The organism is Xanthomonas sp. NCPPB 3569 (genome assembly GCF_041475645.2).
Classification (GTDB): domain Bacteria; phylum Pseudomonadota; class Gammaproteobacteria; order Xanthomonadales; family Xanthomonadaceae; genus Xanthomonas; species Xanthomonas phaseoli.
The window spans coordinates 3,084,144-3,103,882 of sequence record NZ_CM192969.1 but is presented as its reverse complement, the minus strand read 5'-3'; the positions used below and the strand labels follow the sequence as shown (position 1 = coordinate 3,103,882).

The following is a 19,739-nucleotide window of genomic DNA, read 5'->3' as shown; positions in this document are numbered from 1 at the left end:
AGCTGCTTTTTGTGCTGTCGCTAAGGCGCTGACAGTAGGTGCTCGCAACAGTGGCTGCCTACGCGATCCGTCCATTGACCACCAGTGATCTGTCCGCAAGAGCAATGAATACGTATGCACGCCCACGCTCTTGCAGCGTCACGCCGCTAGGCTAACGCCCTTAGTCGGTGGCCGTGTTGGCTGCCAGCAGTGGCCCGGGAGGGGCGTGCATGTTGCAGACACCATGTTGGCGCGGGGCGGTCATCTATCAGATCTATCCGCGTAGTTTTCTGGATTCCAACGGCGATGGGGTCGGCGATCTGCCGGGCATCATTGCCAAGCTCGACTACATCGCTGGGCTAGGTGTGGATGCGATCTGGATCTCGCCGTTCTTCAAGTCGCCGATGGCCGATTTCGGCTATGACATCGCAGACTATCGTGCCGTGGATCCGTTGTTCGGAACGCTGGACGATTTCGATCGTCTGCTCGACAAGGCGCATACGCTCGGGCTGAAAGTAATGATCGACCAGGTGCTGAGCCACACCTCGATCGAACATGCGTGGTTCCAGGAAAGCCGCCAGGACCGAACAAATGCGAAGGCCGATTGGTATGTATGGGCCGATCCGCGCGAGGACGGGACGCCGCCCAACAATTGGTTGTCGCTATTCGGTGGTGTGGCGTGGCAATGGGAGCCGCGGCGCGAGCAGTACTACCTGCATAACTTCCTGGTGGATCAGCCCGACCTCAATTTCCACAATATCGAGGTGCAGCAGGCGACCCTGGACAATGTGCGGTTCTGGTTGGACCGAGGGGTGGATGGCTTCCGCCTGGATGCAATCAACTTCTGCTTCCATGACGCGCAGCTGCGCGATAACCCAGCCAAGCCGGCCGACAGGCGGGTGGGGCGGGGCTTTAGCGCGGACAATCCGTATGCCTATCAGTACCACTACTTCAACAACACGCAGCCGGAAAACCTGACGTTCCTGGAACGCCTGCGTGCGCTGCTTGACCGCTATCCCAATGCGGTGAGCCTGGGCGAGATTTCTTCGGAAGACTCGCTGGCGACCACGGCCGAATACACCGCCAAGGGCCGCTTGCACATGGGCTACAGCTTCGAGTTGCTGGTGCAGGACTACAGCGCGGCCTATATCCGCGAAACGGTGAGCCGGCTCGAGGCCACCATGTTGGAAGGATGGCCGTGCTGGGCGATTTCCAATCATGATGTGGTGCGTGCGGTGACGCGTTGGGGCGGCGAAGAAGCATCGCCTGCGTTCGCTCGCATGGTGGTGGCGCTCCTGTGTTCGTTGCGCGGTTCGGTCTGCCTGTACCAAGGCGAGGAGCTTGGGTTGAGTGAGGCGGATGTGGCCTTCGAGGATCTGCAGGATCCGTACGGCATCACGTTCTGGCCGACCTTCAAAGGCCGCGACGGGTGCCGTACGCCGATGCCGTGGACCGATGCGCCGTCGGCGGGTTTCACCAGCGGCAAGCCGTGGCTGCCGTTGTCCGAGCCGCACCGTCTGGCTGCAGTGAGTGTGCAGCAGGACGATGCCCAGTCTGTGCTGAGTGCCGTGCGGGCATTTCTTGCCTGGCGTAAGGGCATGCCAGCGCTACGCGAAGGCGCGATCATGTTCTACGACACAGCAGAGCCGGTGCTGATGTTCCGGCGTGAGCATGCGGGCCAGGTCATGCTGTTGGCGTTCAATTTGTCCTCCGACGTTGCCGAGCTTGCGCTGCCTGAAGGCGCATGGGAACAGATCGATGTCCCCGGTGTGGCGCGGGGCGTGATCGAGGATGGACGGGTGAGCTTGCCTGGGCACGCGGTGGTGTGCGCCACGGGCGAGGGCTGATAGCACCGTTTCACAGTCGGGCATGCTGCGATTGAGTGAGACAGGCGAGGCGTTCGATCGGGATGCCTCGCTTTTTTGTATGCGATGTCAGCTACCAATCAGTGCTTGCGCCGGGCGCTGTGCCCGGCAAGCGATTCAAGATGCGTCATATCGAGGGGCTGTTGCAGGAAACGGCAATGCATCTGCGCCGGCCCGATCAAGCTGCAGGCGCAGGGTGCCTGATGACGCTGCGTGCGATCGCGACGTCGTCAATCGACGCGCTTGGCTCGCGTGTTACGGCGTTTGATGCGCATGGTAACGTCGAGAAGCCAGGGGGGTATGTGGCGCTCAGCACACCCGATTCCCTGGATTGAAAGCGGCTGACAGAACGCAGCGAGCATGGCGTGTATGGGGCCCGTTGAGCTGGAGTGCACGAGCAGCACATGCCCCCTTCCAGCTCCGGTATCGCCCGCTTGGCGTTTGCATGGTCTTGTTATTAGCTGCTCTCGTGGCGATTGTGTTTACCCGAATGGTGGTGGTGCTCACTCAAAAGAAAAGCCGCCGGTCTTTAACCGGCGGCTTCTGAGTAGGCAACATGATGAGGTTCTGGGGCAGGGCGCTTTGGGTTGCATTGCGCGTATTGGAGAGCGGCCTTTTTGAAAAATCTACAGAATATGAAGCAGTACACCTGGAGCTGATTGTGTTTGAATCCGTACCCTCACCCCAACCCCTCTCCCGGGGGAGAGGGACTACAGGGCCGCTATTTGTTGCTGCAGCAGATCAGAACTTGTAGTTCACACCCAGCACAAACGTACGGCCCCACTCGATGTATTCCAGCGGGCGGTCCTTGGTTTCTGCATATGTGCGATACGGCGAGTTGCTGAGGTTGCTGGCCTGCAGCAGCAGGGTCAGTCCGGACAGGGCGCTGGCTTCGCTGAAGTTGTAGCTGATCTGCGCGTCGGTGATGTTTTCGCCGACCACGTAGCGCAACGTGCGGTTGCCGTTGAAATTGCCGATTTCGCCGATGAAGTCCGAGCGCCGACGCTGGCTGACGCGTGCTTCGAAGCCCTTGTGCTCGTAGTAGGCAGTCAGGTTGTAGACGCGTTTGGACAAGCCCGGCAGGCTGATTTCACCGTCGCCCACGCTGGAGGCGCTTTCCGGGTCGCGGATCTTGACGTCGCTGTCGTTGAAGGTGGCGCTGGCCTGGATGCCGAAGCCTTCCAAGGGCGCGAAGACCAGATCCAGCGGCAGCGAGGCGGTGAGTTCGACGCCGCGCAAAGTGCCGCCCTTGCCGTTGAACGGGGCGCTGAAGGTGCCGGTGGTCAGCACCGGTGCAGAGCCCGGCGGCGGCACGTAGCCGGCCACCAGTGCGGAGAAATCGTAGTTGTCGCGGCTCTGGGTGTAGATGTAGCTCTTGAGGTCCTTGTAGAAGAACGCCGCGGCCACGTAAGCACGGTCGGCAAAATACTTCTCGTAGGAGATGTCCAGGGCATTGGCGCGCCATGGGTCGAGCATGGGGTTGCCACCGCTGGCTCCGGGGCGCCCGGTCGAGGTGTCGACACCGAATTCCAGCGAGGCACGTAGTTGGTCCACGCGCGGGCGTGCGACCTGCTTGGCCATCGCAAAGCGCAGCGTCTGCTCGTACGGGAACTGGAAAGCCAGGTTCAAGCTGGGCAGCCAGTCGCGGTAGGTCTTGCCATCGTCGATGGGCCGCACTTCGCTACCGGCCGGCTGCGAGGCATCCCAGTAATTCGCCTGCGAGGACTGGTCGGCACTCTGCAGTTGCACGCCGATATTGCCGCGCACACCCACTTCGCCCCATTCGGTATTGATATTTGCACGCAGCCAGGCGGTGGTGATTTTTTCTTCCACCGTCCACGCCTTGGACACCAGGAACGAGGCGTCGTCGCTGGGGTTGAACACCATGTAGCGCGCCACCGTGGCTGGCACATTCCATGCGGGCAGGGAGCCGAGACCGGCAAAGCCGAGATTGACCGGTGCGTATTGCAGATCCGCCGCCACCGTGGCCTCGCCCTGAGCGCCCAGCGTGATGTTGCCTTCCGGCTGGGTCTTCTGCTTTCGGCGATTGGCGTAGTTGACGCCCACATCCAGGTCCGAGAACCAGCTCAGCGCTTCGGGCATCGGGAAGTTGGCCTGCAGGCGCGCGCCCTTGAGCACGTCTTCCACGCTCGGCACTTTGCCGTAGCCGGAACCGTAGATGGTGTTAGTGAGGAACAGCTCGTCCGGATTGGAATAATTCATGCCCGGCGACAGCTGGGAGAAGCCGTTGCCGACGACCGACACGCCCACGGTGTCCAGCTGCGGCATGGGGGCACGCTGAAGATTGTTCTCCAGGTTCAGTTCGTCGCGGGTGGCCTTGGAGTAGTTCAGGTCGGCGACGATCTTGACGGAGCCGGCGGTGATCTCATTATTCCAGCCGAACGCATCGATCTTGTCTTCGCGCTTGTTGTACATGCCACGCACCAACGGATAGACGCCGCTGGCATCGCCGCCAATGAAGGTATTGCGATCGTTGACGCGCACGTTGCTGATGTTCAGGCCGGGCGTGTAGCCGCCGTTGTAGTTGCTCAGATTGAGCTCGAACTGGTTGGCGGTGTCGATCTGCTCGGCTTCGGTGTGGAACGCATCGAGCGTGCTGGTCCAGGCATTGGACGGGCGATACTGCAGCGTGGCCATGACGCCGTCGCGCTTCTGATTGCCGGTGCGCCGCAGGGCCTTGATGCCATCGGAGAAGTACACGCCATCGGCGACGCCAGGACGCTGCCGCTGTGCGTTGACCTGCTGCCACGGTTCGTACAGGCCCACCTGGTTTTCCTGGATCGGCATGTCGGTGTGCGCGTAACCGATGGTCAGGCCGATGGTGCGGTCGGCGAATTGGTCGATGTAGCTGACATTGAAACGGTTGCCATACGGGTCGACGTTGGCGGCCTTGCCCAGCGAATTGCGCTGATAGCGGCCACCGATGGCGATCACGCGCTCGTTGTAGCTGAGCGGGCGTGCGGTCTGCATGTCCACCGTGCCCGACAGGCCCTGTCCGACCAGGCCGGCATCGGGGGTCTTGTAGACGGTGACGCCGCTGACCAGTTCGGACGGGTATTGGTCGAACTCCACGCTGCGGTTGTCGCCGGTGCTGACCACTTCGCGCCCGTTGAGCAGCGTGGTGGAAAAGTCCGGCGACAGGCCGCGCACGCTGATCACCTGCGCACGGCCGGCCATGCGTTGCGCAGCCAGGCCGGGCAGGCGCGCCAGCGATTCGGCGATGCTCACGTCCGGCAGGCGACCGATGTCTTCGGCCGAGATGGCTTCCACGATCGACGTGGAGTCGCGCTTGACCGAGATGGCGCCTTCGATTGCGCGGCGCAGGCCGGTGACCTGGACCTTGTCCAGGTCGGTGACCGCACCAGCAGTCTGTTCGGACGCGCCTTGTTGGGCGTCGCTTGCTTGTGCAGGCGCTGCCGTTTGCGCGGCTACCCATGTCGGTGCCATGGCAACAGCCAGGGCGATACTCAGCGCGGAGCGCTTGTGTTTCAACATTTTCCCCTCCCAGGTACATGTTGTTTCTGATTTTTGATCCGGCAGATGCCTGGATGTCATGCGTCGCGCGCCACGATGGACGTTACGCGACTGCGACGTATGGTAGACACGGCACCTGGGTGCAAACGTGCACTGCATACGTATTCACTGCGGTGTTGCGCGATGAAATCGATTCCATCCAGGGCCATGCCGGCGACAGCACGGTGATTGCGCTCGGTAACGACATGGTGCGCGATGCGCAGCAGCGGTACGAGCGCTGCGCCGTGCAATCGATCGCGCCGGCTGTGCATGCCGGCGCCCACGCGATGGCGTAGTCAGCGTTTGCCACCCATCGGAACAAAGCGAATGGCCTGACCACCGCCCGGTGCCAGACGTAGCTCCAACGTATCGGCACTGCTGACCTGACGTTCTTCGCGCACGAAGGCGAACGGGTTGCTGGCATAGTCCGCGCCGTCGCCATCGCGATAGATCTGCGCGGTGTAGCGAACGCCGGGTTCGAGAAAGCCCAGCGGCACCTGCAGCAGGCGGCCGTGTTCGTCGGTGATGCTGCCCAGGAACCAGTCGCGGCTATGCCGGTCCTTGCGTGCGATGGTGACGTAATCGCCTACCTCGCCATTCAGCGCACGGGTCTGGTCCCAGTCCACTGCCACGTCTTCGATGAAGCGAAACGCGTCGCGGTGTTGCAGATAGTGCTCGGGCAGATCGGCGGCCATCTGGATCGGGCTGTAGAGCGTCACATACAGCGCCAACTGACGCGCCAACGTGCTGGGAATCGCCTGGCCGTTGCGGCCCTTCAGGCTGACGATGCCAGGCGTGTAATCCATCGGCCCTGCGAGCAGCCGGGTAAACACCAGGTTGACTTCGTGCTCGGGCGGATTGGGCGGCTGGCCCCAGGCGTTGTATTCCATGCCACGCGCGCCTTCGCGCGAGATCCAGTTGGGATAGGTACGGCGCAGCCCGGTGTCCTTGATCGGCTCGTGCGCATTGACCGCGATGTGGCGTTGCGCTGCTTCCTGCACCACGTGCAGGTGGTGACGCGCCATCCATTGCCCATCGTGCCATTCGCGCAGCGGCGTGCCGCCCGCGGGATTGCGCCGCTCCACCTGGCCGTCGTCGCAGACATAGCCGGTCTTGACCGAGTCCACGCCGAAGCGCGCATACAAGTCCATCGCTTCGGCGATTTGATCTTCGTAATGGTCCACTGCGCACCCGGTTTCATGATGGCCGATCAGGTGTACGCCCTTGCCGGCGGCGTACTTGCTGAGTGCGGGCAGGTCGAAATCCGGCGTGGGCCGGGTGAAATCGAAGCTGCCGCCATTGCCGAACCATTCCCCGTCCCAGCCGGGATTCCAGCCTTCGACCAGCACGCCGCGAAAGCCGTGGTCGGCGGCGAAGTCGATATAGCGTTTTGTCGTCGCGGTGGTTGCGCCGTGTTTGGGGCCAGTGGCCCAGGTCTGTTGATTGAGATGCATCGACCACCACACGCCCACATACTTGGATGGCTTGATCCAGCTCACCTCGCCCAGCACATTGGGCTCGTTGAGGTTGAGGATGAGGTTGGATTCCACCAGGCCGGTGGCCTGATCGGCGATCTGCAGCGTGCGCCATGGCGTATCGAAGGGCAGGCTGCGGCGTACCTTCCAGCCTTCGGCCGCCGGCGACAGCTGCGCGCGCAGGCGCTGGTTGTCGGTGCGGCGCAGCCACATGCCGGCGTAGTCGACCAAGGCCGCTTCATGCAGTGCGATGTGCAGCCCGCTGTCGGTGCGCAGCGTGAGTGGCGTATGCGCCAGTGCAACCTGGTTCAACGGCGTGTGCCGATACAGATATTCGTAGTGGATCGGCTCGCCTGCGGGAATCCACCACGCATCGGCAGGTTGCGCGATGGCGAATTCGGTTACTTCCTCGTCGATGACTGCCTCGCGCATACCTGCTTGCTTGGGGAAGTGATAGCGCAGGCCCAGCCCGTCGTCGTAGACGCGGAAGATCACCTCGAAGGTGCGCTGCGCACCGTCGCGCTCGCCCAGGCTCACGCGCAATTCGTTGTAGTGATTGCGCACCAGCCGCGTTTCGCCCCAGGGCTGCTCCCAGGTGTCATCGTGGCTTTGACGTGTTTGCGCAAGCACCACCATGCCGCGGTCCAGCCGGCCGTCGCGTAGCTCGAACCCCAGTCGCGAGCGTTGCACCACCGCCTCGCCCAGGCGCTGCACGCGGTAATAAGGCGTGCCGCCATCCACGTCCAGGCTGACCTGCAGCACCTTGTTCGGCGACTCCACGCTGACGGTGGTGGCTTCGGCATGCAGTTGCGGCGCAGTCCCGCCGAACAGCGTGAGGACCAGCAGCTGGGCGATCCATGCGGCGCCCAGTGTCGAGTGCGCTCGACGTGAAGACAGCGGCATATCCCCTCCCAAGGTGACCGTTGCGCAAGCAGTGACTATGCAGTGCCTGGTAGTGGATGCGCCGTGGTGCGCGCTGCTGGAAGCCCATGAATACGTATGCAGTGGTGCGGAACAGTGGAGTGCGCGTCTACCATGGCGACACGGCACCTGGGAGGGTCCGCGCCCGTGGCACGTCCGTGCTGCGCACCATAACGCGTGCAACGAGGGAGGAAGGCCGACGGCGCAAGCTGTCTTGCCGCTTCGATGTTGAAGATGATCTGCATGGCTGCAACGCTGGGCGTTGCGGCAAGCTCGCCGGCACTGGCCGACGAACTGGAATTTCACGGGCGCCGGGCCCAAGCGCAGGCGTTGGAGGATGGCAGCTTCGTGTTGCGCTGGCCGCAAGGCGAACGCCGCATTGCGGCACAACCGATGCGCACGCACACCGCCAGCCCGCTGTTCGACGCCTTGTTCGCGCTGGCACAGCAGGAAATGGCCGACGACCGCGTCGAGGCGATCCGCGACCCCGCCTTCAACGACGGCAGGCCGGTGCCGTGCGCCTGCTTCGAAACCGGCGAGCGCTGGCCGTACGTGTGGACGCGCGATGTCAGCTTTGCGGCCGATCTTGCGTTGGCGCAGCTGGAGCCGGAGCGCACGCGCAATGCACTGCGCTTCAAGCTCTCTGCCGCACGCGATGGGCGCACGCCGGGACTGTTCGTGGCGCAGGACACCGGCTCCGGTGGCAGCTGGCCGATCAGCAGCGACCGTGTGGTGTGGTTCCTTGCCGCGCGCGGCCTGTTGGACGACAAGCCATTTGCCGAACAGGTGTGGCAGGCGCTGCGGGCGACGATTGCGCAGGACCGCGATGCCGTCTTCGACGCTCAGATCAGTCTCTACCACGGCGAAACCTCGTTTCTGGATTGGCGCGAACAGACCTACCCGGACTGGACGCGCGAGGATGTGCGATTCATTGCCGAATCCTTTGCGCTCTCCACCAACGTGCTGCATTACCAGGCATTGCGCCTGGCCGAACAGTTGGCGCGCCAGCATGGCGATGCACGCGCTGCGCAATACGCGCAGTGGGCTGATGCACTGCGCCAGGCCATCGATAGGCGTTTTTGGGATGCGACCAGCAGCCAATACGTCAGCTATCTCGGCAGCGCCGCGCATCCGGTGCGCTACGCCAAGGTGGATCTGCTCGGTCTCTCGCTGGGCGTGCTGGTCGATGTGTTTCCGCCGCAGCGGGCACGCGTTGCGTTGCGCAATTACCCGATGGTCGCGGGTGGCAGCCCAGTGGTGTGGCCGCAGGAGGCCGCGCAGCCGATCTATCACAACCGCGCTGTCTGGCCGTTCGTCAGCGCCTATGCGCTGCGCGCCGCACGCACGCTGGACGATGCGCCACGCATCGCGTTGGAGCTGCAATCGCTGATGCGCGGTAGCGCGCTGGCGGGTTCCAACATGGAAAACTACGAGATGCAGAGTCTTGCTGTGCACGTGGAAGAGGGTGCACGCAGTGGCCCGGTGGTCAACTCGCCACGCCAGCTGTGGTCGGTTGCCGGCTATCTGGCTGCAGTGCGGGAAGGGGTGTTCGGTCTGTCGGCCGATGGCAGCCTGCAGCCGAAGTTGCCGCGGTCCTTGCTGCCCCAGTTGTTTGGCGACGCCAAACAGATCGTGCTGGAACACGGCGCGCAACGGTATGTGCTGCAGCGCCCGGCGAACGATACCGGCGAGTTGCTGGTAGCAGGGCGTATCGAACGGCAGGGTCAGACCACGCTGGTGCAGTTGGTCGGGCGCACTGCCGACCTCACGCCGCCGCCGCGTCCGAAACAGGTGTTCGCACCGCAGACGCCCCAGGCGCCGGTCGCGCAACGGATCGGCAACACGTATCGCATCGGCATTCCGGAAGGAACAACGCTGTATCTGGACGGCCGCGCACTCGATGCCAGCGCGCACTGGGATCTTCCCGACGATGGCCTGCTGCATGTGCTCAGCCTGACCCGGCGGCGCGATGGTCTGGAGTCGCTGCATAGCCCGTCGTTGACGCTGGGCCCACTGCAGCAGTTGCCGGGCAGCCAGCACTGGAGCTGGCGTCCGGCACGTGCAGGCGTGCATCGGGTAGCGCTGCGTTACCGCAATGCCAGTGGTCCAATCAATACCGGTATCACGGCAGCGGTGAAACACCTGGTGCTGGAATGCCCGGGGAAACCTGCGCAATCGCAGGTCATCGTGATGCCGCATAGCGTGGGCGAGCAGCTTTCCACCCAAGTCAGTTTCGATGCGGTGGCGGGCCAGGCCTGTACCTTCCGGCTCGAGAACGGCTTCAACATGAGCGCGTTGGCGCATTTTGCGCAGTACAACGGCGGCCGCGGCGGCCGCGATGGTGTGATCAATGCTGCGCAGGTCAGTGCATTGTTGGTCGGGCCTGCAGCACGCGTGGAGGTCGCGCCATGACCGCCAAGCCACGCTTGAATTTCTGGCAGATCTGGAACATGTGCTTCGGCTTTCTCGGCATCCAGTTCGGCTTCGCACTGCAGAACGCCAATGCCAGCCGCATCTTCCAGACCCTGGGCGCGCAGGTCGACGACGTGCCTGGCCTGTGGATCGCCGCACCGCTCACCGGGCTGATCGTGCAACCGGTCATCGGTTACCTGTCCGATCGCACCTGGACCCCGTGGGGCCGCCGGCGTCCGTACTTCATGGTGGGCGCTGTCTTCACCACGTTGGCCTTGCTGGTGATGCCCAACGCGCCCATGCTCTGGGTGGCCGCCGGCACGCTGTGGGTGCTGGATGCATCGATCAACATCTCGATGGAGCCTTTCCGTGCGCTGGTGGGCGATCAGTTGCCGCCGTCGCAGCGGCCGACCGGCTACGCGATGCAGAGCTTCTTCATCGGCATCGGCGCGATCGTCGCGAGTTTTCTGCCCTGGCTGCTGACCCATTGGGGCATTGCCAACACTGCGCCGCCAGGCCAATTGCCCGACAGTGTGCGCTATGCGTTCTACCTCGGCGCAGCGGTACTGTTCCTGTCGATCACCTGGACGGTGCTGCGTACGCGCGAGTACAGCCCAGCGCAGCTTGCCGGTTTTGACGATGCACATCCGCCTCTCGCGCAGGTGGCAAGCACCGGCATGGCGCCAACGCCCCTGGCAGGCATGCTGTGGTGCGGTCTGGGCGTGCTGCTTGCCGCGGCCATCGCCTGGCAGCATGGCGACCGCATGCTGTATGTGCTGGCCGGGTTGTGTTTTGCCTACGGCGTCTTGCTTGCGTTGGCGCGCATGCTGCCCGCCACCAGTATGTTGGTGGCGATCGTGCAGGACGTGCGCAGCATGCCGGCGACGATGCGCCGCCTGGCCTGGGTGCAGTTCTTCTCGTGGTTTGCCTTGTTTGCGATGTGGATCTACACCACTGCCGCAGTGACGCAAGTGCATTTCGGTGCGAACGACACCGCTTCGGCCGCCTACAACGACGGCGCAAACTGGGTCGGCGTGTTGTTCGGCGCCTATAACGGGTTTGCAGCATTGGCTGCAGTGGTGATTCCGCTACTGGTGCGTGCGATCGGCTTGCGCTGGAGCCATCTGTGCAATCTGTGGCTGGGTGCCGCCGGCTTGTTGTCGATGCTGGTCATCCGCGATCCGCAGTGGTTGCTGCTGTCGATGGTGGGCGTCGGTTTCGCCTGGGCCTCGATCCTGTCGCTGCCGTATGCCTTGCTGTCAGACAGCGTGCCTGCGCCAAAGATGGGCGTGTATATGGGCATCTTCAATTTCTTCATCGTGATTCCGCAGTTGGTTGCCGCCAGCGCGCTGGGCTTTGTGCTGCGCGCGTGGCTGGGCGGGCAGCCGATCTATGCATTGGCCATCGGCGGGCTCAGCCTGTTGATTGCAGGTGTGTGCGTGGTGCGGGTTCCAGTGGCCTCGGGAGGGCAGTGATGCGCAGTGCGATGTATGTAGCGTTGACGATGTACGCGGGCGCGGCAATGGCGGCGCCTGCAACCAAGGACTACTACGGCACCCTGGAGCCGTTCGCCGCCGAGGCGGTGTACTTCGTGGTGACCGACCGCTTCGTCAACGGCGATACCGGCAACGACCATCGCGACCAGGGCGGGGCGCATCGCACCTTCGATGTGCCCACACCATGCGCCGACGGCAGCGAGGACAACATCGGCTATCTCGGTGGCGATTTCAAAGGCATCGTTGAGCATGCCGATTACATCCGCGACCTGGGCTTCGGGGCGGTCTGGATCACCCCGATCGTCGACAATCCCGACGAAGCGTTTACCGGCGGCAAGCCGATCACTTGCGGCAGCACGCTCAGCGACCATGGCAAGACTGGCTACCACGGCTATTGGGGCGTCAACTTCTACAAGCTCGACGAACATCTGCCCAGTCCGGGCCTGGATTTCGCAGGCTTCACTCGCGCCATGCATGCCAGCAAGCTAAAGGTCGTGTTGGACATCGTGGGCAACCATGGTTCGCCGGCCTACACCATGCCGCAGGCGCAACCCGGCTTTGGCAAGCTCTACGATGCACAGGGGCGCCTGGTCGCCGACCACCAGAATCTTGCGCCTGCGCAACTGGATCCCCAGCACAACCCGTTGCATGCTTTCTACAACACCGGCGGCGGGCTGGCGGAATTGTCCGACCTCAACGAAAACAATCCGGCAGTGCTGGATTATCTGGCCGGCGCATACCTGCAGTGGATGGAGCAGGGCGCCGATGCGTTTCGCATCGACACCATCGGCTGGATGCCGGATCGCTTCTGGCATGCCTTCGTGGCGCGCATTCGTGCAAAACGCCCTGGCTTTTTCATGTTCGGCGAAGCCTTCGATTACGACGCCAACAAGATCGCCGGGCATACCTGGACGCGCAATGCCGGCGTCAGCGTGCTGGATTTCCCGCTGAAACAGCAGATTGCCGCGGTGTTCGGTCATGAACAGGCCGGCTTCGAGAAGCTCTCCGCGCCCTTGTTCCTGCGTCAGGGGCCCTATGCGAACCCCTATGAGTTGATGAGCTTCTACGATAACCACGACATGGCGCGCCTGGATGCCAGCGATAACGGATTCATCGATGCGCACAACTGGTTGTTCACCGCCCGCGGCATTCCGGTGATCTATTACGGCTCGGAAATCGGCTTCATGCGCGGGCGCGCCGAACATGCCGGCAACCGCAATTACTTCGGCGCCGAGCGCATTCGCACTGCACCGCAGAGCCCGATCTTCGGCCCGTTGCAACGCATCGCCCAGGTGCGACGCAACACTCCGGCATTGCAGCGTGGCGTGCAGGTCGATGTGCAGTTACACGGCGATCAAGCCGCGTTCCTGCGTGTCTACCAGCATGCTGGTACAACCCAGACCGCATTGGTGCTGCTCAACAAGGCCGATACCGCAGCCACCATTCAAGTGAGGCGCTTCCTGCAGCCTGGCGCGTGGCGCGATGCAGTCAGTGGCGAGCAATTGCAGGTGCGGGGTGATTTCGCAACAGCGGTGCCGGCGCATGGCGTGCGCGTGCTGCTCTCGGACGCGCCGGTCACCGATCCCGCATTGCGCAAGCAACTCGACACGCAGATGGCCGAACAAGCCGCCCGCGACGCCCGCAACCACTAGGAGCGCCCCCGGGGGCTTTATGCTCGGGGCGCTACGCATGGGGCATCACCGATATCGGCAACGCCTCGCCGCGGCCGGGTCCGCTCCTGCAACGACATCAGCAGGTGGCGACCGATCGCGGCACAACGTGCATGCTGTCGCGATTCCCGGTTCCCGGTTCCCGGTTCCCGATTCCCGAATCCCGAATCCCGAATCCCGAATCCCGAATCCCGAATCCCGAATCCCGAATCCCGAATCAGCGCCTGACCGCACCATCCGCCGCTCGACCCGTCATCGCATCGCCTGTCTCTGCGCCGGATGGCGCCCATCCCAGTGGCCGCTGCAGCCCGCTGCTGCGCGAGGAATCGCGGAGCGCCAGACGCACCGGAATCGTGCGGCTCTGCGCCGCCTCGCCACGAATCAGGGCAACCAGGCTTTCCACCAGCAGTGTGCCGGCCTGCTTGGTGTCCTGCTGCACGGTCGACAGCGCGGGCGCAACCGACGCCGCCAACGCAATATCGTCGAAGCCGCTGACCGCGACGTCCTGCGGCACCCGCAGGCCGCGCTCGCGCAGGGCGCGCATCGCACCGATCGCAATCAGATCGCTGGCTGCGCACACCGCATCGAACGCATTGCCGCTGTCCAGCAGTGCCAGGCACGCGGTGTAGCCAGACAATTCGGTGGTGATCGCATCGAACTGCAGCGCCGGATCGGCCGCCAAGCCATGCTGCGCCAGCGCAGCGGCATGGCCGCGGTAGCGTTCTTCGAATTCGGGATAATGGTTGGACGCGTGTCCGACAAACGCGATGCGCCGGCAGCCCTGCGCCAGTAGATGGTCGGTGATGTCCAGCCCGCCCTGGTAATTGTCGCTGCCGATCGAAATGCCGGGCTGGCCGGGCAGGGCCGCGCCCCAGCGCACGAAATGGGTGCCTTGCTCGACCAGCAGTTGCAGCCGCTGGCGCGACTCCTGGTAGTCGCCATAGCCCAGCAGGATGATGCCGTCGGCCTTGTTGCTGTCTTCGTAATCGGCCTGCCAATCCTTGGACAACTGCTGGAACGACACCAGCAGGTCGTAGCCCTGCAGCGCGCAGGCGCGGGTGATCGAGCCAAGCATGGAATGAAAGAACGGGTTGATCAGCGAATCGTCGGCGGTGGGGTCTTCGAAGAACAGCAGTGCCAGCGTGCCGGCATTGCGCAGACGGAGCGAGGAGGCGTTCTTGTCGACCTTGTAGTTCAGCTCTCGGGCGATGCGCAGGATGCGCTTGCGGGTTTCCTCGTTGACCATCGGGCTGCCGCGCAGTGCGCGCGACACGGTCGGCTGCGACACGCCGGCCAGGTAGGCGATATCCAGCGAGGTGGCTTTACCCTTGATGGTCATGGTTGGCAACGGCAGGACAGGTGGCCGGCATCATGCCATGCGCCCGCCAGCGCCGTGCCGCCATACGCAGCGGACGGCTGATTGGTTTACCATTCGCACCCAAGACCCCTTGCGAGAAGGTGGCCCGCGCCCCGCGCCGGCCCAGCGTGCGACATGAGCACTACCACCGCCCACCGCTGATCCTTGCCTGCGCCAGCGCGCAGAGCGCCTGCATGGCGCCGTCTTGCCCCACGTCCCGCATTCTCCTTCGAGCCTGACCAGCAATGGCCAGATCTCCCATGGCAGCCGACCGCTGCAGCCAGACCAGACCTCATTCTTGCCCATGATCAACATCACGCTCCCCGACGGCAGCCGCCGCGAATTCGAATCCCCCGTCTCGGTGATGCAGGTCGCCCAGTCGATCGGCGCCGGCCTGGCCAAGGCCACCATCGCCGGCCAGGTCGACGGCCAGCTGGTCGACGCCAGCGACGTCATCGACCATGACGCCAGCCTGCGCATCATCACTGCCAAAGATGCGGAAGGCGTGGAGATCATCCGCCACTCCTGCGCTCACCTGGTCGGGCACGCGGTCAAGCAGCTGTATCCCGAGGTCAAGATGGTGATCGGCCCGGTCATCGCCGAAGGCTTCTATTACGACATCTACAGCGAGCGCCCGTTCACGCCCGACGACATGGCCGCGATCGAGCAGCGCATGCAGGAGCTGATCGCGCAGGATTACGACGTGATCAAAAAGGTTACCCCGCGCGCCGAGGTGATCGAGGTATTCGCCCAGCGCGGCGAGGAGTACAAGCTGCGTCTGATCGAGGACATGTCCGAGGACATCACCGCGATGGGCCTGTACTACCACCAGGAATACGTGGACATGTGCCGCGGCCCGCACGTACCGAACACGCGCTTCCTCAAGGCGTTCAAGCTGACCCGCATCTCCGGCGCCTACTGGCGCGGCGACGCCAAGAACGAGCAGTTGCAGCGTATCTACGGCACCGCCTGGGCCGACAAGAAGCAGCTCGACGCCTACATCCTGCGCATGGAGGAAGCCGACAAGCGCGACCACCGCCGCATCGGCAAGGCGCAGGACCTGTTCCACCTGCAGGAAGAGGCGCCCGGCCTGGTGTTCTGGCACCCCAAGGGCTGGTCGCTGTGGCAGGTGGTCGAGCAGTACATGCGCAAGGTCTACCGCGACAGCGGCTATGGCGAAGTGCGCTGCCCGCAGATACTGGATGTGTCGCTGTGGCAGAAGTCCGGCCACTGGGACAACTACCAGGACGCGATGTTCTTCACCGAGTCGGAAAAGCGCACCTACGCAGTCAAGCCGATGAACTGCCCGGGCCACGTGCAGGTGTTCAACCAGGGCCTGCACAGCTACCGCGACCTGCCGATCCGCTACGGCGAGTTCGGCGCCTGCCATCGCAACGAACCCTCCGGCGCGCTGCACGGCATCCTGCGCGTGCGCGGCTTCACCCAGGACGACGGGCACGTGTTCTGCCTGGAATCGCAGATCGAATCCGAAGTCACCGCCTTCCACCAGCAGGCGCTGGCGGTCTACAAAGCGTTCGGCTTCGACGACATCCAGATCAAGATCGCGCTGCGCCCGGAGAAGCGTCTGGGCGACGATGCCACCTGGGACAAGGCCGAAGCTGCGCTGCGCAGTGCGCTGGGCGTGTGCGGGGTGGAATGGCAGGAGCTGCCGGGCGAAGGCGCCTTCTACGGCCCCAAGATCGAGTACCACCTCAAGGACGCCATCGGCCGCACCTGGCAGCTGGGCACCATGCAGGTCGATTTCATGATGCCGGGCCGCCTCGGCGCCGAGTACGTGGACGAAAACAGCCAGAAGAAGCATCCGGTCATGCTGCACCGGGCCATCGTTGGTTCCATGGAGCGTTTCATCGGCATTTTGATCGAGCACCACGCCGGTGCATTCCCGTCCTGGCTGGCCCCGGTGCAGGTCGTTGTCGCCAACATCACCGATGCTCAGGCTGAATATGTCGACTCGGTGCGGAAAACCCTTGCAAATCAAGGCTTCCGTGTCAGCGCCGATTTGCGTAACGAGAAGATCGGTTATAAGATTCGCGAGCATACGCTGCAACGCGTGCCATATCTGCTCGTGGTCGGCGACCGTGAGAAGGAAAATGGCGCTGTCGCCGTGCGGACCCGTTCAGGCGAAGATCTTGGGACCATGACGGTCTCGGCCTTCATCGAACGTCTGCAGGCAGAGCAGGCAGCGTGAGCCAACCCCGGCCGGTCTGGATGATCCGGATGCGCCGGTTCGATTCCTCTGGGAGATTGCAATATCAGTACCCCTGACAACAAACAGAACCGCAAGAACCAAGAAATCCGGGTGCCGCGCGTTCGCGTGATCGGCAGCGACGGAGAGATGGTCGGCGTGTTGTCGCGCGACGAAGCGCTCGCCAAGGCCGAAGAAGAAGGCCTGGATCTGGTCGAAATCCAGCCGCAGGCCGATCCGCCGGTCTGCAAGATCATGGATTTCGGCAAGTTCAAGTTCGAGCAGCAGAAAAAGGCCAACGAGGCCAAGAAGAAGACCAAGCAGGTCGAGATCAAGGAACTGAAGTTCCGCCCGGTCACCGACGAGGGCGACTATCAGATCAAGCTGCGCAACATGCGCCGCTTCCTGGAAGAGGGCGACAAGGTCAAGGTCAACATCCGCTTCCGTGGCCGCGAAATGAGCCACCAGGAGCTCGGTCGCGAGATGGCGGCCCGGATCGAGGCCGATCTGGGCGACGATATCGTCATCGAGTCGCGTCCGCGCCTGGAAGGGCGCCAGATGGTCATGATGATCGCGCCCAAGAAGAAGGTCTAAGGATCTTCTTCGTTGCTGCCCGGCCCCCAGCGGGGGCCGTTGTGGTTGCAGGATCAATCAGTTGCAACAATTCCCGGCAACGGGTAGACTGCGCGGCCCGGTTTTATCGGGGCGCCGCGCAAACGGCACCAGGACCTGTCCGGATCGTGTTCGATCAAGGACTTACAAGCAGGCAAGGGCAAGGATGGAAAGCGTGGTCGCAAGACTGCCGCCCGTGTCAGTGACAAAACACCATCAAGGACATTGCAATGCCCAAGATCAAGACCAACCGGGCGGCGGCCAAGCGTTTCCGCAAGACCGCCTCCGGCAAGTACAAGTGCGGCCACGCAAACCGTAGCCACATCCTCACGAAGAAAGCGACCAAGCGGAAGCGCAACCTGCGGCAGACGAATCACGTCCGTGCCGAGGACGCAGGCCGTCTTGATCGTATGCTTCCCTATCTCTGAGGACTGAACCATGGCACGAGTAAAGCGTGGTGTGCAGGCGCGCCGCCGCCACAAGAAAATTCTGACCCTGGCGAAGGGCTACTATAACGCTCGCCGCAAGGTCTTCCGCGTTGCCAAGCAGGCGGTCATCAAGGCGCAGCAGTACGCCTACATTGGCCGTAAGCAGAAGAAGCGTAATTTCCGTTCGTTGTGGATCACCCGCATCAATGCGGCTGCCCGCATCAACGGCATGAGCTACAGCCGTTTCATGAATGGCCTGCTCAAGGCCGGCATCACCCTGGACCGCAAGGTGCTGGCTGATATCGCCGTGCACGACGCCGCCGGCTTTGCCGCGCTGGCCGAGAAAGCAAAGGGCGCGCTGGCGGCGTAAATGCAGGTCCCTCTGCAAGAGCCCGCACATCCATCTGCGGACTTCTTAATGAGATAGTCCCTCGCAAGAGTCCGCACGCTGTGTGTGCGAGTCCCTCGCAGGAGCCCGCACATCCATGTGCGGACTGCTTAGAAAAGCGGGTCATCGGATGTAGTCACACTTGGTGTGCGTGCCTTCGGTGAGATGAGACGCAGAGATGCAGGGGGAGGGCGCGAGTCCTTCCCCTTTTGCGTTTTAGCGAAGTGCCAAGTGGGCGATGACAGGTCAATGCAATGACAATGCGTTCCGGTGCATCCGGAAACACCGTTCGGTTAGCAGTTGAGGCGCAAGTGCAATGAGTGAGATTCAATCCCTGACCGAACGCGCGCTGGCCGATGTTGCCGCGGCGCAGACGCCGGACCAACTGGAAGCTTTGCGTGTCGCATTGCTGGGCAAGAGCGGCAGCATTACCGCCCAGCTCAAGCAGCTCGGGACGTTGCCGGCAGAGCAACGCAAGGCGGCTGGCGAGGCGATCAATCTGTCGCGCGACGCGCTGACTGCAGCGCTGGCCGAGCGCAAGCACACGCTGGAAACCGCCGCGCTGGATGCCCGTCTTGCCGGCGAACGCATCGACGTCACCTTGCCGGGCCGCCGCAGCGAGCGCGGCGGGCTGCATCCGGTCACGCGCACGCTGGAGCGCATCGTCGAAATCTTCGCCCGTCTCGGCTACGAGCTGTCGGACGGCCCGGAAATCGAGGACGACTGGCACAACTTCGAAGCGCTGAATTTCCCGCCGCACCATCCGGCGCGCGCGATGCACGACACGTTCTATTTCGGCGACGGACGCCTGCTGCGGACCCACACCTCCGGTGTGCAGGTGCGCTACATGGACGCACACAAGCCGCCGCTGCGCATGATTGCGGCCGGCAAGGTGTATCGCTCCGATTCGGATCAGACCCACTCGCCGATGTTCCATCAGGTCGAAGGCCTGTTGGTGGACGAGCACTCCAACTTCGCCGACCTCAAGGGCACCTTGTCCGAGTTCGTGCGCGCGTTCTTCGAGCGCGATTTCGAAATGCGCTTCCGCCCCAGCTATTTCCCGTTTGTGGAACCGGGCGCGGAAGTGGATATCGCCTGGCAGCAGCCGGACGGCAGCACGCGCTGGCTGGAAGTGCTGGGCTGCGGCATGGTGCACCCGAACGTGCTGCGTAGCGTCGGTATCGACCCCGAACGCTACACCGGCTTCGCCTTCGGCCTGGGCGTGGAACGCTTCGCGATGCTGCGTTATGGCGTCAACGACCTGCGCGCGTTCTTCGAGAACGATGTGCGTTTTCTTCGGCAGTTCGCCTGACGGCGGGGAGTGGTGATTCGGGATTGGGGATTGGCAACAGCGCCCCTGTTCCGCACCGTTCCGGCATGCTGCTTTATACGAATC

At 63.3% G+C, this 19,739-nt stretch carries 14 protein-coding genes; 11 read left to right on the top strand and 3 right to left on the bottom strand.

Features of this window, described 5'->3' with window-relative positions; genetic code table 11:
• The first annotated feature begins 209 nt into the window (after nt 1–209).
• Nucleotides 210–1,826 carry an alpha-amylase family glycosyl hydrolase gene (locus tag ACCQ03_RS13525; RefSeq protein WP_209227268.1) on the top strand — a complete coding sequence of 539 codons (1,617 nt, stop codon included), beginning with the start codon at nt 210–212 and terminating at the stop codon, nt 1,824–1,826.
• Nucleotides 1,827–1,888: 62 nt separating this feature from the next.
• Entirely contained in the window at nt 1,889–2,179 is a 291-nt protein-coding gene (locus ACCQ03_RS13520) for a hypothetical protein (RefSeq protein ID WP_236493578.1), read from the top strand.
• Nucleotides 2,180–2,585: 406 nt separating this feature from the next.
• Here ACCQ03_RS13520 and ACCQ03_RS13515 read toward each other — a convergent pair whose 3' ends face one another.
• Nucleotides 2,586–5,360 (bottom strand): TonB-dependent receptor, encoded by a 2,775-nt coding sequence (locus tag ACCQ03_RS13515; RefSeq protein WP_209227266.1) that lies wholly within the window; start codon nt 5,358–5,360, stop codon nt 2,586–2,588.
• 17 nt (nt 5,361–5,377) lie between these two features.
• Between ACCQ03_RS13515 and ACCQ03_RS13510 the strand changes: the two genes are divergently transcribed.
• On the top strand, nt 5,378–5,674 hold the full coding sequence (locus ACCQ03_RS13510; protein ID WP_209034222.1) for a hypothetical protein: 297 nt from the start codon (nt 5,378–5,380) through the stop codon (nt 5,672–5,674).
• Here ACCQ03_RS13510 and ACCQ03_RS13505 read toward each other — a convergent pair whose 3' ends face one another.
• The gene (locus ACCQ03_RS13505) at nt 5,675–7,756 is read right to left on the bottom strand and encodes a glycoside hydrolase family 97 protein (protein WP_209227264.1); all 2,082 of its coding nucleotides are present in this window, start codon (nt 7,754–7,756) and stop codon (nt 5,675–5,677) included.
• A gap of 243 nt (nt 7,757–7,999) precedes the next feature.
• On the opposite strand from ACCQ03_RS13505, the gene ACCQ03_RS13500 reads away from it, so the two are divergent.
• The 3 genes from ACCQ03_RS13500 to ACCQ03_RS13490 are packed head-to-tail and all read left to right on the top strand — an operon-like array spanning nt 8,000 to nt 13,334.
• Nucleotides 8,000–10,186 carry a glucosidase family protein gene (locus ACCQ03_RS13500; RefSeq protein ID WP_209227262.1) on the top strand — a complete coding sequence of 729 codons (2,187 nt, stop codon included), beginning with the start codon at nt 8,000–8,002 and terminating at the stop codon, nt 10,184–10,186.
• A complete protein-coding gene (locus tag ACCQ03_RS13495) occupies nt 10,183–11,661 on the top strand; it encodes an MFS transporter (protein WP_057677540.1) in 1,479 nt (492 codons plus the stop codon). The genes ACCQ03_RS13500 and ACCQ03_RS13495 overlap by 4 nt, the downstream gene beginning before the upstream one ends.
• Nucleotides 11,662–11,708: 47 nt before the next feature.
• Nucleotides 11,709–13,334: an alpha-amylase family glycosyl hydrolase gene (locus ACCQ03_RS13490; RefSeq protein ID WP_057677561.1), complete on the top strand. Its 1,626-nt coding sequence runs from the start codon at nt 11,709–11,711 to the stop codon at nt 13,332–13,334.
• Between the two features lie 235 nt (nt 13,335–13,569).
• On the opposite strand, the gene ACCQ03_RS13485 is transcribed toward ACCQ03_RS13490, so the two are convergent.
• Complete coding sequence (locus ACCQ03_RS13485; RefSeq protein ID WP_057677541.1) at nt 13,570–14,691, bottom strand: LacI family DNA-binding transcriptional regulator; 1,122 nt, start codon at nt 14,689–14,691, stop codon at nt 13,570–13,572.
• A 322-nt stretch (nt 14,692–15,013) separates the two neighbouring features.
• Here ACCQ03_RS13485 and thrS point away from each other — a divergent pair, with 322 nt between their 5' ends.
• The 5 genes from thrS to pheS all read left to right on the top strand — a co-directional run bounded on the left by thrS (nt 15,014) and on the right by pheS (nt 19,655).
• Nucleotides 15,014–16,918, top strand: a complete 1,905-nt coding sequence (gene thrS / locus ACCQ03_RS13480; RefSeq protein WP_057677542.1) for a threonine--tRNA ligase — start codon at nt 15,014–15,016, stop codon at nt 16,916–16,918.
• Between the two features lie 48 nt (nt 16,919–16,966).
• Nucleotides 16,967–17,509 (top strand): translation initiation factor IF-3, encoded by a 543-nt coding sequence (gene infC, locus ACCQ03_RS13475; RefSeq protein ID WP_077708941.1) that lies wholly within the window; start codon nt 16,967–16,969, stop codon nt 17,507–17,509.
• A gap of 248 nt (nt 17,510–17,757) precedes the next feature.
• Nucleotides 17,758–17,955: a 50S ribosomal protein L35 gene (rpmI, locus tag ACCQ03_RS13470; protein WP_002811096.1), complete on the top strand. Its 198-nt coding sequence runs from the start codon at nt 17,758–17,760 to the stop codon at nt 17,953–17,955.
• A 10-nt stretch (nt 17,956–17,965) separates the two neighbouring features.
• On the top strand, nt 17,966–18,325 hold the full coding sequence (rplT, locus tag ACCQ03_RS13465) for a 50S ribosomal protein L20 (RefSeq protein ID WP_017157120.1): 360 nt from the start codon (nt 17,966–17,968) through the stop codon (nt 18,323–18,325).
• A 334-nt stretch (nt 18,326–18,659) separates the two neighbouring features.
• Complete coding sequence (gene pheS / locus ACCQ03_RS13460) at nt 18,660–19,655, top strand: phenylalanine--tRNA ligase subunit alpha (protein ID WP_008574581.1); 996 nt, start codon at nt 18,660–18,662, stop codon at nt 19,653–19,655.
• Nucleotides 19,656–19,739 lie beyond the last annotated feature (84 nt).

Excerpts from the sequence above, each read along its gene's own strand:
- ACCQ03_RS13525 (WP_209227268.1), top strand. The coding sequence starts at position 210 with ATGTTGCAGACACCATGTTGGCGCGGGGCGGTCATCTATCAGATCTAT.
- ACCQ03_RS13520 (WP_236493578.1), top strand. The coding sequence starts at position 1,889 with ATGCCTCGCTTTTTTGTATGCGATGTCAGCTACCAATCAGTGCTTGCG.
- ACCQ03_RS13515 (WP_209227266.1), bottom strand. The coding sequence starts at position 5,360 with ATGTTGAAACACAAGCGCTCCGCGCTGAGTATCGCCCTGGCTGTTGCC.
- ACCQ03_RS13510 (WP_209034222.1), top strand. The coding sequence starts at position 5,378 with ATGTTGTTTCTGATTTTTGATCCGGCAGATGCCTGGATGTCATGCGTC.
- ACCQ03_RS13505 (WP_209227264.1), bottom strand. The coding sequence starts at position 7,756 with ATGCCGCTGTCTTCACGTCGAGCGCACTCGACACTGGGCGCCGCATGG.
- ACCQ03_RS13500 (WP_209227262.1), top strand. The coding sequence starts at position 8,000 with ATGTTGAAGATGATCTGCATGGCTGCAACGCTGGGCGTTGCGGCAAGC.
- ACCQ03_RS13495 (WP_057677540.1), top strand. The coding sequence starts at position 10,183 with ATGACCGCCAAGCCACGCTTGAATTTCTGGCAGATCTGGAACATGTGC.
- ACCQ03_RS13490 (WP_057677561.1), top strand. The coding sequence starts at position 11,709 with ATGGCGGCGCCTGCAACCAAGGACTACTACGGCACCCTGGAGCCGTTC.
- ACCQ03_RS13485 (WP_057677541.1), bottom strand. The coding sequence starts at position 14,691 with ATGACCATCAAGGGTAAAGCCACCTCGCTGGATATCGCCTACCTGGCC.
- thrS (WP_057677542.1), top strand. The coding sequence starts at position 15,014 with ATGATCAACATCACGCTCCCCGACGGCAGCCGCCGCGAATTCGAATCC.
- rpmI (WP_002811096.1), top strand. The coding sequence starts at position 17,758 with ATGCCCAAGATCAAGACCAACCGGGCGGCGGCCAAGCGTTTCCGCAAG.
- rplT (WP_017157120.1), top strand. The coding sequence starts at position 17,966 with ATGGCACGAGTAAAGCGTGGTGTGCAGGCGCGCCGCCGCCACAAGAAA.
- pheS (WP_008574581.1), top strand. The coding sequence starts at position 18,660 with ATGAGTGAGATTCAATCCCTGACCGAACGCGCGCTGGCCGATGTTGCC.